General features: G+C 45.5%; 9 protein-coding genes. 4 read left to right on the top strand and 5 right to left on the bottom strand.

Going from position 1 to position 14458, the window contains the following annotated elements; translation table 11 throughout:
- Window positions 1-26: 26 nt before the first annotated feature.
- Window positions 27-566 carry a DUF3332 domain-containing protein gene (locus tag F7Y48_RS04165; protein ID WP_258508385.1) on the bottom strand — a complete coding sequence of 180 codons (540 nt, stop codon included), beginning with the start codon at window positions 564-566 and terminating at the stop codon, window positions 27-29.
- A gap of 329 nt (window positions 567-895) precedes the next feature.
- On the opposite strand from F7Y48_RS04165, the gene F7Y48_RS04170 reads away from it, so the two are divergent.
- The 3 genes from F7Y48_RS04170 to F7Y48_RS04180 all read left to right on the top strand — a co-directional run bounded on the left by F7Y48_RS04170 (window position 896) and on the right by F7Y48_RS04180 (window position 4966).
- Window positions 896-1963: a succinylglutamate desuccinylase/aspartoacylase family protein gene (locus F7Y48_RS04170; RefSeq protein WP_248381788.1), complete on the top strand. Its 1068-nt coding sequence runs from the start codon at window positions 896-898 to the stop codon at window positions 1961-1963.
- Between the two features lie 254 nt (window positions 1964-2217).
- The gene (locus F7Y48_RS04175; protein WP_258508383.1) at window positions 2218-4404 is read left to right on the top strand and encodes a TonB-dependent receptor domain-containing protein; all 2187 of its coding nucleotides are present in this window, start codon (window positions 2218-2220) and stop codon (window positions 4402-4404) included.
- Between the two features lie 118 nt (window positions 4405-4522).
- Window positions 4523-4966: a DNA-directed RNA polymerase subunit beta gene (locus F7Y48_RS04180; RefSeq protein WP_258508381.1), complete on the top strand. Its 444-nt coding sequence runs from the start codon at window positions 4523-4525 to the stop codon at window positions 4964-4966.
- 90 nt (window positions 4967-5056) lie between these two features.
- Here F7Y48_RS04180 and F7Y48_RS04185 read toward each other — a convergent pair whose 3' ends face one another.
- Complete coding sequence (locus F7Y48_RS04185; RefSeq protein WP_005391432.1) at window positions 5057-5365, bottom strand: DUF3622 domain-containing protein; 309 nt, start codon at window positions 5363-5365, stop codon at window positions 5057-5059.
- 294 nt (window positions 5366-5659) lie between these two features.
- On the bottom strand, window positions 5660-9568 hold the full coding sequence (gene purL / locus F7Y48_RS04190; RefSeq protein ID WP_316681632.1) for a phosphoribosylformylglycinamidine synthase: 3909 nt from the start codon (window positions 9566-9568) through the stop codon (window positions 5660-5662).
- A gap of 299 nt (window positions 9569-9867) precedes the next feature.
- Between purL and mltF the strand changes: the two genes are divergently transcribed.
- Window positions 9868-11445, top strand: coding sequence for a membrane-bound lytic murein transglycosylase MltF (mltF, locus tag F7Y48_RS04195; protein ID WP_012842083.1), 1578 nt, complete (start codon window positions 9868-9870; stop codon window positions 11443-11445).
- A 586-nt stretch (window positions 11446-12031) separates the two neighbouring features.
- Here the strand turns inward: mltF and tadA are convergent.
- Both tadA and F7Y48_RS04205 read right to left on the bottom strand, forming a co-directional pair.
- The gene (gene tadA / locus F7Y48_RS04200) at window positions 12032-12541 is read right to left on the bottom strand and encodes a tRNA adenosine(34) deaminase TadA (RefSeq protein WP_374045042.1); all 510 of its coding nucleotides are present in this window, start codon (window positions 12539-12541) and stop codon (window positions 12032-12034) included.
- 251 nt (window positions 12542-12792) lie between these two features.
- Window positions 12793-14352, bottom strand: coding sequence for an AbgT family transporter (locus F7Y48_RS04205; protein ID WP_017635695.1), 1560 nt, complete (start codon window positions 14350-14352; stop codon window positions 12793-12795).
- Between the last annotated feature and the right edge of the window lie 106 nt (window positions 14353-14458).

A 14458-nucleotide genomic window follows, 5' to 3' on the forward strand; every position in this document is an offset into this window, starting at 1 on the left:
ACCCTTTTTTGTTTGGCTGGACCAATTTACACGCGATTTTGCGTATAAGCAGCTAGCTCATCCATTGAGGTTTGTGCAACGACCTCGCCATCAATGTAGTAAGTGACAAACTCACCATCGCGCACACCCATGAGTGTCGCCTTCTCGCCGTTATTGTAAGTAATATCCATTTGAACAGTATTCTCATCGATTTGCTGCATTCGACCCTGCTCAATAACACGGTTCTTCGCTAACGGTGCAATTGGCGCCGTCGTTAACGATTTATCTAACTGGTGGTTTACATCAATGTAAGTATCCATCTTTGTATCGAAGATATGTGGCTTACCATTTAAAGGGTTCTTACCCGTCCAAAACTCTAGAGAGTTAAATACGATGTAGTCCGCTGCGATTGCGACACCATAAACAGGTGCTAAAAGCATGTTTAGACCACCTCGAGCGTAACGGTTATCTACAGCTTTCAAGTTAAACCCCATGACATAACCTGTCACGGCATTACTGCCAACGCAACCTGAAAGTGAAACTGCTACAGCAGTCAATGCACCAATTTTAGCAATTGCCTTTTTCATCAAAACCTCTAGTTAGAAATGTTAGACCTCAAATTCGGCGCGGATATTATCGGATAAAAAGTAGGGTTAAAAGTCCGTTTTTTTGTCCCTCATTATCAGTATTATTTTTAATACAGTCACATTTTTTAAGCCTATGATTGCTCTTCCTTCTGTACCTCTCGTTATGTATTAAACTGATAGAAAAGATCATATTGAAAACAAAAACTTCACACATGCTGAGGTTTCGCGCATGACGATTAAAGTAATTTGTCGTGTCCTTAATGAGAATGATTAGTGCGATTTTGCAGCAATTGTTACATTGCTGATAACGCATTTGACAGAGATGGTTTATGGCCAGAAGTAAAAAAAGCAAAGTGTTTGAGCTCTTAGGGCATCAAATACAACCAGGACAACGATTAGAGATCGAATTTGAAGCAGCGAAACTATACACACATTCGCCTTTATCTATTCCTGTGGAAATCATCCATGGGAAACAAGAAGGGCCTGTGTTAATGGTCAATGCTGCTATCCATGGTGATGAGCTTAATGGCGTAGAAGTCGTTCGTCAGATCATTAACCAACTGGATCCACAAAAACTGAAAGGCACTGTCATTGCAGTACCTATCGTTAACGTTTTTGGTTTCATCCATAAATCACGGTACTTGCCCGATCGACGAGATCTCAACCGTTGTTTTCCTGGCAGTGAAAAAGGCGCGCTTGCATCTCGAATGGCACACGGCTTCTTTAACAACATAGCCAAACGTTGTGACTACATTTTGGATCTGCACACTGGGGCCATTCACCGCACGAACTTGCCACAGATTCGCGCAAACTTAAGCAACCCAGAAACTCTGCGTATTGCTCAGGCGTTTGCGACGCCAGTGATTGTTGATTCAGCATTGCGTGATGGCTCTTTACGCAGTGAAGCAGAAAAATGTGATATCCCCGTGCTCACCTACGAGGCTGGCGAAGCATTGCGTTTTGATCCACTGTCAATCAGCGCTGGTGTACTCGGGGTTCGGCGTGTAATGCAAGCCATTGGCATGCTGCGCGCTAGCCGAAAAAAGCTGCCTGAGCCTATCATAGCGAAGTCCACCAGTTGGGTTCGTGCGTCAGGTAACGGTATTTTGCGTACTGTCGTTAATCTGGGAGACAAAGTGGAACAGGGTGAAACTCTCGCCTATATCAGCTCTCCTCTTGGACATGATGAAGTAGAGCTCAAAGCGCCAAAGCGTGGCTTGGTGATCGGTCAACAAACTTTGCCACTGGTTAATGAAGGCGATGCGATCTTCCACCTTGCTTACTTCAACCAAGGTGATGATTCGGTAGAACAAGCCGTTGAAAGTTACATTGAAGGACTAACCGAGTTCGATGTCGAGCCACTGACTACCGGACAGATCCCGTTAGAAACTCAGTAACTCCTACCAAGGACGCACTTGATTAGCTAACAGTGCTCGCACCATCTTGTTTAAAAGCCAATGAGCTCAGCGTCCATGATGCTGGGCTTTTTGTTTTCTGTAAGCTACAGATACTCATCGTAGTTTCCACGAATGGATAAAAAACTTTACAAGCCATCGCAAAAACACATTTGATAATTAATCTCATTATCATTTATTAATAGTAATAATGTTCTTATAATCCGAGCTTCATAAAAACACTATAAATCATCAATATGAAACGATTAAAAAGTCATCCATTCAAAGTAAATCTCATTTCACTGACTTTGCTCTTCCCTCTTTATTCATATGCCGAGACAACGCCAAATGAAGAGCTTGAAGTCATCGGTGTGCGTTATGCCAAACCCATCACCGTTGCTGAGCCTGCGCAAACCACCATTGATTGGTCAGAGATTGAAGAGCAACAGTACTCTAATTTTGCCTCAATGATCGATGCCGTTCCGGGCGCATCATTAGATGGTGGCGGTCGTTCTGGTGGCGAACGTATTAACATTCGTGGTTTTGATGATCCAAGCGATATCGCCGTGTTTGTCGATGGCGCTCCAATTGGCTTTCAACAATACCGCTACGGTACTTTCTTTTTTGATCCGTTCTTGATTGGTGAAGCCGAAATTATCAAGGGCGCGCACGACTATCGAGCACTCAACGGGAAGTTTGGTGGCTCCATTCGCATTAAAACCAAGAGTGTCGATGACCTACTGTACGGTGACAGAAACTTTGGTGCTCGCATCTCAAGTGCATATAACACCAACGGCGATGAGAATGCCTACACGCTAACACTCTATGGTAAAAACGATACTGGTTTTTATTTTCTAGCGAATGGCTCGGTAAAAGATTCTGATGACATTAAAGTCGGTGGTGGTGAAACGCTGGATTACTCAGGTTATGAGCAAGAAAACATGCTCGTAAAAGTCGGTTATGAAAACAACGATCACGAGTTTGAAATTAGCCACACTCGCTACAAAGATGAAGGTCGTAAACCTTGGGCTAACCGCCGCGGAAAAATGCCTAACATCACTGAGTACAACATCAAGAAATACGGATCATTAGAAAAAGCCAAATACGCATACACCGTCGATAATAAATACACAGATAACACCACGACCATCTCTTACCACTACATGCCGACTAACCCGTATATTGATTTCAATATCAAAATGGCACGTTCTGAAAACGATCGTCACTGGGTTCGCCCTGACGTGGCATTCGAGAAAATGTTCGTTTCTGTTGGCGGTTACGGTCACGAGTCTTGGTTGAGTTACGAGCGTGACTATGCTGATGTGTTTAACCAAGCACAGTTCGGAGACCACACTCTAGTCACAGGGCTTCAATATCAAAAAACCGATAGAGACTCATTAGTATTCAACGCATCATACGACAGTAATGAAGCCAAAAACTACGGTTGGTATACCCCTTACTACGAACCATCTGGCACTCAGTCAATTTATGCGGCTTACATTGCTGATCACTATCAAGCAACAGACCGTCTAACCATCACACCTTCTCTGCGTTACGAATACATCAAGAGTGAAGGAAAAGGGAACGCCGCGCCGGATTATAATGATCCAGCCGCCGGACATGACTACGGTGAAACGACGCATAAAGGCTTTAGCCCACGTTTGGATATCGACTTTGATGCGACCAATAATACGCGTTTAAACGCCTCCTACGCCTACGCTTTAAAAGCACCAACCGTTGATAACATCTACTCAGTGCAATATGCGCGAGCTACCGCTACGGCTACTGCTTTGAATCTGGACGTGTCTCGTATCCATGCTTATCAAGCAAGCGTTATCAACTTAACGGAAGGGCTGGTGAACTCTCGCGATAACCTCGCAACAGAGTTAACTTTGTTCTATAACGATGTTAGCGACACAGTTGATATACGAACGGGCGAAAACCTCGACAAAAATACTACTGAGTTACAAAGCTGGAATACAAACCTAGATGGCTTTAAAAACTACGGCTTTGAGCTAATTTCACAATACCGGATTGAAGATTTCTACAGTAATTTCTCAGCAAGTTACATTCGCGGCAAAAACAAAGGCAGTTTATCTGACTCTACAGGTTCAGATGATGATCACCCTGATGTGCCACCATTAAACATTAATCTGGGTTTAGGTTACGAATGGATTCCAGGTTTACGCACTGGCTGGGAAGTCCGTTGGTATGATGCGCAAACCAAAACCAAGGCAAGCGGTAACAATTTAAAAGTGAAATCGCCAAGTGAGCAATACACGCTACAAAACGCTTACGTGGTTTGGGAAATACAACAAGTCGAAGGCTTGAGTGTTGGCGCGGTTGTGAAAAACTTAACCGATCGTTACTACGAAGCATACCTATCTAATGGCGTGCCTTCGCCTGGTCGTGAAGTCAAACTGCACCTCACTTATCAATACTAACCATACCTAAAAGATTCAGGGCAGATATTAACTGCCCTGCTGTTTCTTAACTAACAACCATAATTGCACACTGTTTTATTTATCAGTACTATCACTTCTTTTTGCTTGCATACACACTATGAACAACTTAAAAACACTGTTTCTTCTTGCTTGCTTCGTTCCAGCAAGTCAAAGCCTGGCACAGACTTCCGAGAGCATTGCTGACTACTTACAAGAGCAGAGTCAGCACCAAGTTATTGAGGATCATTACGCAAAACCAACAACAAATAATCTGAATCTAGACGCCAAAGCAAACGCGTTAACTTGGCACGAAGATGGCAAGCCGGATCACTGTCGTTACGCCAAGCAGCCCAAGGACGTCGCAACACATTTCGACTACGGTGAAGCAAACGATCTATCTGACGGATTGCAACACTTTGATTTACCAGAGAGGCACTCGGCAAAGGGTAAGTCAACACATCGCACTTATGCTAATAACCCTCACCTTCTTCCTAGCAATAAACAATTTGCAGCCCCTGAAGACGGTACGTTTAGTCTGTCAGTATCCTCGGATTGTTTTTAAGTCGATACAATAAAAAATGCCCTGAGACAAAGCTCAGGGCATTTTCACCTTTTGTTTGATGGGTGACGTCACCATCTCACCGACTTGAATCTATTCTTCGTCAGCGTCTACTTCAGCGTCACGTGCTTTGCGGGCTTCTTCTTTACGAACTTTTGCCGCTAGTTGTTCTGCTTCACGCTCTTGACGTTGCGCTGCTTTACGCTCGTTACGAACCACTTGGTTTTGGATAAAACCAGCCAGTTCTTGTTCAGCCCAAGCTTGTGCTTTCTCTTCGCTGTCAAAGCCAGTTTCACGCTTTGATACTACAGTCTTACGAGATGTCACTTGGCGAGTGATTTCTGCGCTCCAGCCGTTACGTTTTTCAGTGACGCGGATAGCAAATTTTGGATTCTTAGACATTTCTTTCATTTCCTAAGGGATTTAGGGATCAATCAGGGATTCGGTCAACTTGATAACTCCATCTAAGCTGAGCTGTTTAACACCATCCCTTGGTAAGCGCGGTATTAGAGCATAAAAGTAATCTAAACGCTGCAAGTTTTTTATGCGAGATAATAGATGACAAAGAAGAGGCAGAACAAAGCAACGTTTCGCCTAGTCACGAGAAAGAGCGACGAAGAAAAAAGAGTAATAAAAAAAAGAAAGCGCTGGTCTCTCAACCAACGCTTTACTTAAGCTAGATTAACCTGAGGTTAATTAACCGATATTCTTACGTGCATTTTGGAACATACGCATCCAAGCGCCATTTTCACCCCAACCTTCCGGAGCCCAAGAGTTTGCAACTGTGCGGAATACGCGCTCTGGGTGAGGCATCATGATAGTTACGCGACCGTCTGCTGTTGTTAAACCGGTAATCGCGTTTGGCGAACCGTTCGGGTTGTTCGGGTATTGTTGTGTTGGGTTACCGAGGTTATCCACGTAACGAACCGCAACCGTACCTGATGCCTCGATCGCTGCTAGGTGCTCTGCATCACGTACTTCTACACGCCCTTCTCCGTGGGAAACCGCGATTGGCATGCGCGAACCAGCCATTCCGTCGAAGAATACAGAATCAGATTTCTGAACTTCAACTAGGCTAAAGCGCGCTTCAAAACGCTCAGATTCGTTACGAACAAAACGTGGCCACAAGTCTGCACCCGGGATCAGCTCTTTCAGGTTAGAAAGCATCTGACAACCGTTACATACACCTAAAGAGAACGTCTCTTCACGGTTGAAGAAGGCTTGGAACTGTTCACGAGCTTGTGCGTTAAACAGGATAGACTTAGCCCAGCCTTCACCCGCACCTAGTACGTCGCCGTAAGAGAAGCCACCACAAGCTACTAGGCCATGGTATTCATCCAGAACGGCTTGACCCGTTAGGATATCGCTCATATGAATGTCGGTTGCTTCAAAACCTGCGCGGTCAAACGCTGCTGCCATTTCAACGTGGGAGTTAACACCCTGCTCACGTAGAATCGCCATCTTAGGCTTAGCACCTTTCGCAATGTACGGTGCTGCAACGTCTTCATTTACGTCGAAGCTGAGCTTAACGTTTAGACCCGGGTCAGAGTTGTCTTTCTTAGCTTCGTGCTCTTGGTCAGCACACGCTGGGTTATCACGTAGACCTTGCATCTTATGCGTTGTTTCAGCCCAGATAACGCGTAGTTCGGTACGTGAACGTTCAAGCACAACTGCATCACCAGAAGTGATAATAAAGTCGTCTGAAGCGTTAACTGAACCAATCACATGTGAACATGCCTCTAAGCCGTTTGCCGCCAGAGTAGATAGAACTGAATCCAGATCATCATTCTTAACTTGAACAACCGCACCTAGCTCTTCGTTAAATAGAACGGCTAGCGCATCATCACCCAGCTCTGCGATGTTCGCTTTTACGCCACAGTGACCCGCGAACGCCATCTCAGCCAGTGTAACAAATAGACCGCCATCGCCCTTATCGTGGTAAGCCACTAGCTTGTCATCACGTACTAACGCTTGCATTGCATCAAAGAAGCCTTTTAGCTGCTCAGCGTTATCTACGTCAGCAGGTTTGTCACCCAGCTGTTTGTATACTTGTGCCAATGCTGTCGCACCTAAGCGGTTTTTGCCGTTACCCAAGTCAACAAGAACTAGAGAAGTGTCGCCTAATCCTTCCAAGGTATCAGATGTGCGTAGTTGTGGAGTCACGGTCTTACGTACGTCTTCCACACGACCAAATGCCGTGATAACTAGCGACAGTGGAGAAGTGACTTCTTTACTCTCGCCGTTCTCTTCCCACTTGGTTTTCATCGACATGGAGTCTTTACCAACAGGGATAGTCAAACCTAATGCAGGACAGAGCTCTTCACCCACCGCTTTGACTGCTTCATAAAGACCTGCATCTTCACCTGGGTGACCCGCTGGCGACATCCAGTTCGCAGACAGTTTAATGTGTTTAATATCACCGATGTCTGTTGCCGCAATGTTCGTTAGTGACTCACCAACCGCTAGGCGAGCCGATGCACCAAAGTCTAGTAATGCCACTGGCGTGCGCTCACCCATCGACATTGCTTCGCCGTGGTAAGTGTCATAGCTTGCCGCTGTTACTGCACAGTTTGCTACTGGTACCTGCCAAGGGCCAACCATTTGATCACGAGCAACCAGACCCGTTACTGTTCGGTCACCGATAGTAATTAGGAATGTTTTTTCTGCAACCGCTGGAAGACGAAGTACGCGATCCACCGCTTCATTAAGCTCAATACCATCACGAACAATGGCAGGGCTTTCCACCTTTAGTGTGGTTGCGTCGCGGTGCATCTTCGGTGGCTTACCAAGCAGGATATCCATTGGCATATCGATTGGCGTATTGTCGAAGTGAGAATCTTCTAACGTTAGATGACGCTCTTCTGTCGCCACACCCACCACTGCATACGGTGCGCGTTCACGCTTACAGATTGCGTCGAATGCTTCCATGTTTTCTGGCGCTACCGCTAGAACGTAACGTTCCTGTGATTCGTTACACCAGATTTCCAGTGGGCTCATGCCCGGCTCATCGTTTGGTACATCGCGTAATTGGAACTTACCGCCACGCTCACCGTCGTCGACAAGTTCAGGCAATGCGTTAGAGATACCGCCTGCACCCACATCGTGGATAAATGCGATTGGGTTGTCGTCGCCTAACTGCCAACAACGGTCGATCACTTCCTGACAGCGACGTTCCATCTCTGGGTTTTCACGCTGTACTGACGCGAAGTCCAGATCTTCTGCTGACTGACCAGATGCCATGGAAGATGCCGCACCACCACCAAGACCGATGTTCATTGCCGGACCACCAAGTACGATTAAGCTCGCACCCACTGGAATTTCTTTCTTCTGCACGTGTTCGTCACGAATGTTACCCATACCACCAGCAATCATGATTGGTTTGTGGTAACCACGAATTTCTTCACCCGCATGAGAAGTGACTTTTTCTTCGTAAGTACGGAAGTAACCCAATAGATTTGGACGACCAAATTCGTTGTTGAATGCCGCGCCGCCTAGAGGACCTTCAAGCATGATGTCTAGCGCATTTACAATACGACCAGGCTTGCCGAAGTCGGTTTCCCACGGCTGTTCAAAACCAGGAATACGTAAGTTAGAGGTTGTAAAACCAACCAGACCCGCTTTTGGCTTACCGCCGATACCCGTCGCACCTTCGTCACGGATCTCACCGCCTGAACCAGTCGATGCGCCCGGCCATGGAGAGATTGCTGTTGGGTGGTTGTGCGTCTCTACCTTCATCAAGATGTGCGCATCTTCATGGTGGTAAGTGTATTGACGAGATTTAGGGTCTGGGAAGAAACGACCCGCTTTAGAACCCGTCATAACGGCCGCGTTGTCTTTATATGCAGACAGCACATAGTCAGGTGTCGTTTCGAACGTGTTTTTGATCATTTTGAACAAAGACTTAGGTTGATCTACTCCGTCGATAGTCCAATCTGCGTTAAAAATTTTGTGGCGACAGTGCTCTGAGTTCGCCTGAGCAAACATCATCAATTCAATGTCGTTTGGGTTACGCCCAAGCTTAGTAAAGTTCTCTACCAAGTAATCAATTTCATCTTCTGCGAGTGCCAAGCCAAGGAAAACGTTTGCTTCTTCAAGCGCAAGACGACCGCCCGCTAAGATATCAACATGTGCGACAGGCTTAGGCTCTGCGACTGTAAACAGCGCTGACGCAGCTTCAAATTCTGTAAATACCGTTTCCATCATGCGGTCATGAATTAACGCTTTGACAGCGTCAACTTGAGCTTCTGATAGAACAACTGAAGATTCGACATAATAAGCCGTACCGCGCTCTAGACGTTTCACTTTATCCAAGCCACAGTTAACAGCGATATCGGTAGATTTAGAAGACCAAGGCGAGATAGTGCCTGGACGAGGCGTAACAAGAAGTAGAAGACCTTCTGGCTCATGCTCTTCGATGGTTGGGCCGTAAGTTAGTAACTTTTCAAGTTTTTCTAACTCTTGGTCATCAAGGTCAGACTTTAGATCGACAAAGTGCATAAACTCGGCATAAATGCCAGTTACAGGCAGATCTTGTTCACGACAAAGTTCCAGTAGTTTATTAACACGAAACTCAGAAAGAGCTGGGGAGCCACGCAAAATTCTCATGTGCTTAGGTCTCTTATGCAATTGATTAAGGTGATATTGGAATAAATTCAGACACTTAAAATAAGCCCTGTCGAACCTATGCCGATTCCACCTCGTCATTGCGAGCGCATTATATAGCAATTGTTTTTGTGATGTAACATCAAAAGCAACCGTTTGCGTCATTTTTTTTGTCAAATTTGAATTACGACTAAAATGTCGATAAAACACACAATGTCACGCTATAAGTGTGTGATTCACTTTGCCCCATGAGCTCGCTTTGATATAAAGGCAAATAGAAATTTCCTAAGATGTACCTATTAATGCAAATAAGCCAGCTCAACCGACTCAAGCGCAGCGCCCTAATTTTTGTTTCTGTGCTACTACTCTCTGCCTGCCAGATTGAGTCGGAACCCAAAAGTGAATTCGAAAAAATTCAGGAACGTGGCGTGCTTCGTGTTGGCACGCTAAACAATCAGCTTTCCTATTATATTGGTCCCGATGGTCCCGCTGGGTTGGATTACGAATTGGCGCGTCAGTTTGCGGAGCAGCTCGGCGTCAAGCTCGAGATTAAACCAGCCTTTCGCCAAGCCGAGCTTTTTCCTGCTCTTAAGAAAGGAGATATTGATCTCATCGCCACGGGCTTAAATCAAACGTCACAAGCGGTAAAACGCTTTAGACCGGGCCCTGCTTATTATTATGTAAGCCAACAAGTTGTGTATAAAAAGGGGCAACTTCGACCACGTGATATCGAACAGCTGATTGAATACCAAGCATCGAAAGACAGCGAATCTGACGAAGATACAAATGCAGGCGCGCAAACATTAAAGATCGTCGAACAATCGCAATATGTTCCGACCCTAACCGCATTAAAGAAGCAATACCCAGAGCTGCAGTTTGAAATTGTTGGCGATGCTGACACGAGAGACTTACTTAAATATGTATCCACTGGTGAGTTGCGTTTTACTGTGACTGACTCTGTGGAGCTTTCCCTAGCTCAGCGCCTTTACCCCGATCTTGCGCTCGCGTTTGAACTTACAGAAGATCAACCAGTATCGTGGTTTACTCGACGCTCTGAAGACGAAAGTTTGTATGCGATGCTGATAGAGTTTTTCGGTAACATTAAACAATCAGGAGAACTGTCCACTCTCGAAGAGAAGTACATTGGTCATATTGAAGCATTTGACTACGTTGATACTCGCGCATTCATTCGAGCTCTGGATGACAAATTGCCTAAGTGGGCACCTTTATTCCAAAAGTACAGCGAAGAGTTCGACTGGCGCTTAATTGCAGCATTGGCGTATCAAGAATCACACTGGAAGCCAGCGGCAAAATCGCCAACGGGTGTTAGAGGGATGATGATGCTTACTCTGCCAACAGCGAAAAGCGTCGGGGTAACAAACCGTTTAGACCCTGAGCAATCTGTTCGTGGTGGTGTCGAGTACTTACGTCGCATTGTAGGTCGCGTGCCTGATAGCATCAACGAGCATGAAAAAATATGGTTTGCCCTGGCTTCATACAACATTGGCTACGGCCACATGATGGACGCACGACGACTTACTAAAGCGCAAGGTGGCGATCCAAACGCTTGGGCGGATGTAAAAGACAGATTGCCTTTACTGCGTCAGAAGCGTTACTACAGTCAAACTCGCTATGGGTACGCCAGAGGTGATGAAGCGCGTAATTACGTAGAAAATATTCGACGTTACTACCAATCCATCATTGGTCATGTCAGCCAAAGACCAGCCATTGATGAGAATAGCGATGACTTGCAAGTTATCCCGCCGCTCAACCCTGATATTTTGATATCAGGAGCAGTAGAGACCGTTGTAGAGCAAATATCTGGCGCTTCTGACGTCACGGTTGAAGAAGACACCGAACAAGAAAGCCTTGAAGAATAGACCCGCTGTAAACTAAAAAATGACGAGCCCATGAGCTCGTCATTTTTGTTGAGTCCTAGCGAAAACTTATCTAGAATCCAAGACTCTGAGTGACACCAACCACACTCAACCATTCCTTTGGTTGGTCGCCTTTTTTTCACCGTTAGTTAAACTGATTGCTTTGTAACAGATTGCTTCGTAATCACATGGTTTAGCTCACTGATGAAGCGGCGCTATCGGCTACGCTCTGCCGAAATAACGTCACTCCTATTATTAAGCATCGTATTGAAATTATTTGCTGGCTCTGTGCAATACAGGAGTCAAATGAAGAACGTTTAAACCATCAAATGTTTAGTGCGATTATCGAGCCTATTGTAAAGCATCGATGAACCGCTATTTACTGGTATAAGTCTTGCCTGCAGGAGGTTTTGAATATGAGAAGACGTAGAGTGCAGTCAAAGCGTTTAAATAACACAGTAGCTGCTATCCGACGTAAACGTAAACTGACATGTATGAAAAAGAAAGTAAGTTCACGTAATCGTGTTTTTGTACACTTAGTCAATCACTAGTACGTTCAGGCAAACATCTACCCGGTTGTAGATGTTTGCTAACTCTCACTATTTCCATAATTTTGTCCACTCTCTCCATTTTCTAATGCTTTTTGTGCTTGTTTCTTCGCTTTAATTTCCTTACGGCGACGCTTAAAAAACGCTTGTAGCTGAGTACGGCACTCATCTTCTAGCAGCCCCTTTTCAACTATGGCGTAATGGTAAGCAGCTTGGCTTTCAAACAAATTAAGCACTGTTCCTGCTGCTCCCGCTTTTAAATCTGGCGCTCCAAAAACGACCCGCTTAACGCGGCTATGCAGTAAGGCTCCGGCACACATTGGACATGGCTCAAGTGTTACATACAAAGTCGTATCCAGAAGGCGGTAATTTTCTATCTTTTGGCCTGCTTTACGCAGTGTTTGAATCTCAGCATGTGCGGTAGCGTCATTAGTACCAATAGAGCGATTCCACCCCTCAGCGATAATTTCACCATCTTTGACAAGCACTGCGCCGACAGGTACTTCCCCCTCAGCTTCTGCTTGCTCAGCAAGCACCATCGCTCTACGCATAAACAATTCATCTTGAGGGGTAAACGGATGGTTAGACAAAGGAGGCTCCAAAGAAACAAAAAACGATTGAATTCAGGAATTTTAGCACCAACTTCGGTTTCACTACAGCAACACATCACGGGACAAAGTTTGCAACTCCAAAAAACCTAGTTACAAGACCTATCGATGTTCGTTTGCGAGAACAAAAAAGCGCAGATCGAAGACCTGCGCTTTTTGGCTGCCAATTAGCGGCTTTCACACCCTACACGTTTTTACATTGTGTAAGTGTAAGGAGCTTGAATGCCTAGCGGGATACCTACCATCCAATAAGCAACTAGGAAGATAGACCAACCGATCAACATTGCGATCGAGAATGGCATCATTAGTGACGCAAGCGTACCGATACCAGCCGACTTCACATAACGCTGACAGTAAACCACTACAAGAGGGAAAAATACCATTAGAGGCGAAATGATGTTCGATACAGAGTCACCCACACGGTAAGCCGCTTGAGACAGCTCAGGCGAGATACCAACCGCCATTAGCATTGGCACTAAGATTGGACCAATTAAAGCCCATTTTGCCGATGCCGAACCAATAAGTAGGTTTACAGACGCGGTTAGAAGGATCATACCGATGATGGTCACTTCACCTGGTAGGTTCATCGCTTTTAAGCCTTCTGCGCCATACAACGCTAGCATCGTACCGATGTTTGACTGAGCAAATGCAGATAAGAACTGAGCACAGAAGAACGACATTACAATGTATGCGCCCATGGTTGACATGGTGTCAGCCATCGCTTTGATAATGTCGTTGCTGGTCTTGAACGTTCCAGACACTTTACCGTAAACGTAACCAGGAATGATAAACAGAATAAAGATCAACGGCACGATAGACTTCATTATCGGTGCTGAGAAGGCCGTAATTTCACCTTCAGGCGAGCGAAGTGCTGATGTTTCTGGAATTAACGCTGCAACAAGTAAAGCAATACCCGCCATCATTGCCCAACCTGCATAACGGAATGCTTTTGATTCCAGTTCAGTAAATGAACCTAGGTTTGGCGCGGTTTCCGCATCGTCATCAATTGGCATTTTTGATAAACGAGGCTCGATGATTTTCTCTGTCACGTACCAACCAATCCCCACAATAATGATGGAAGATAGGCCAGTAAAGAAGATGTTCGCTAATGGGTTAACCACGTATTCAGGATCAAGAACCTGCGCCGCGGTTTGCGTAAAGCCTGCAAGTAGTGGATCGATACCAGAAGGGATAAAGTTTGCAGAGAAGCCACCAGATACACCTGCAAATGCTGCCGCAATACCCGCTAGAGGGTGACGACCTGCCGCATGGAAGATAATACCGCCCAGAGGAATAACCAGAACATAGCCTGCATCTGCCGCAGTATGCGACACAATAGCAACCAAAATCAGCATTGGAGTAAGAAGCTTAGCTGGCGTGAAGTTCAGCATCTTCTTAAGACCCGTCGTAATAAAACCCGAAGAATCTGCAACACCCACACCTAGCATTGCGACAAGTACGATACCCAGTGGCGCAAAGCCAGTAAACGTCGTCACCATGTTAGCAAGGAAACTTGCTAGCGCTTCGCCCGTAAGTAAATTAGTGATGGTAAGAGCTTCGCCCGTTCGAGGGTTTGGAAGATCGAATGATACATTCGATAAAAGTGCTGACGCCGCCCAAGTAATGATCAATGCCCAGAAGAACAAAATCGCAGGATCAGGGATTTTGTTACCTGTCCTCTCGATAAAGTTTAAAAAGCGCTCCATCCCGCTCGGCTTCGATGATGGTGCCTTATTTACAGCTTGGTTACTCATGGTAACTCCATAGTGAATGATGTTGGTGCCAAGGCCTATTTGAGTAATTATGACGGCCTACTATCCAACGAGTATTCTAGTAAACACTAATGGAGAAAGCACAAGG

Origin of the sequence: Vibrio sp. 2-1-2a, from assembly GCF_032648565.1 — a bacterium.
Classification (GTDB): domain Bacteria; phylum Pseudomonadota; class Gammaproteobacteria; order Enterobacterales; family Vibrionaceae; genus Vibrio; species Vibrio diabolicus.

Coding starts and splice junctions, on each gene's coding strand:
- F7Y48_RS04165 (WP_258508385.1), bottom strand. CDS start 566: ATGAAAAAGGCAATTGCTAAAATTGGTGCATTGACTGCTGTAGCAGTT.
- F7Y48_RS04170 (WP_248381788.1), top strand. CDS start 896: ATGGCCAGAAGTAAAAAAAGCAAAGTGTTTGAGCTCTTAGGGCATCAA.
- F7Y48_RS04175 (WP_258508383.1), top strand. CDS start 2,218: ATGAAACGATTAAAAAGTCATCCATTCAAAGTAAATCTCATTTCACTG.
- F7Y48_RS04180 (WP_258508381.1), top strand. CDS start 4,523: ATGAACAACTTAAAAACACTGTTTCTTCTTGCTTGCTTCGTTCCAGCA.
- F7Y48_RS04185 (WP_005391432.1), bottom strand. CDS start 5,365: ATGTCTAAGAATCCAAAATTTGCTATCCGCGTCACTGAAAAACGTAAC.
- purL (WP_316681632.1), bottom strand. CDS start 9,568: ATGAGAATTTTGCGTGGCTCCCCAGCTCTTTCTGAGTTTCGTGTTAAT.
- mltF (WP_012842083.1), top strand. CDS start 9,868: ATGCAAATAAGCCAGCTCAACCGACTCAAGCGCAGCGCCCTAATTTTT.
- tadA (WP_374045042.1), bottom strand. CDS start 12,541: ATGCGTAGAGCGATGGTGCTTGCTGAGCAAGCAGAAGCTGAGGGGGAA.
- F7Y48_RS04205 (WP_017635695.1), bottom strand. CDS start 14,352: ATGAGTAACCAAGCTGTAAATAAGGCACCATCATCGAAGCCGAGCGGG.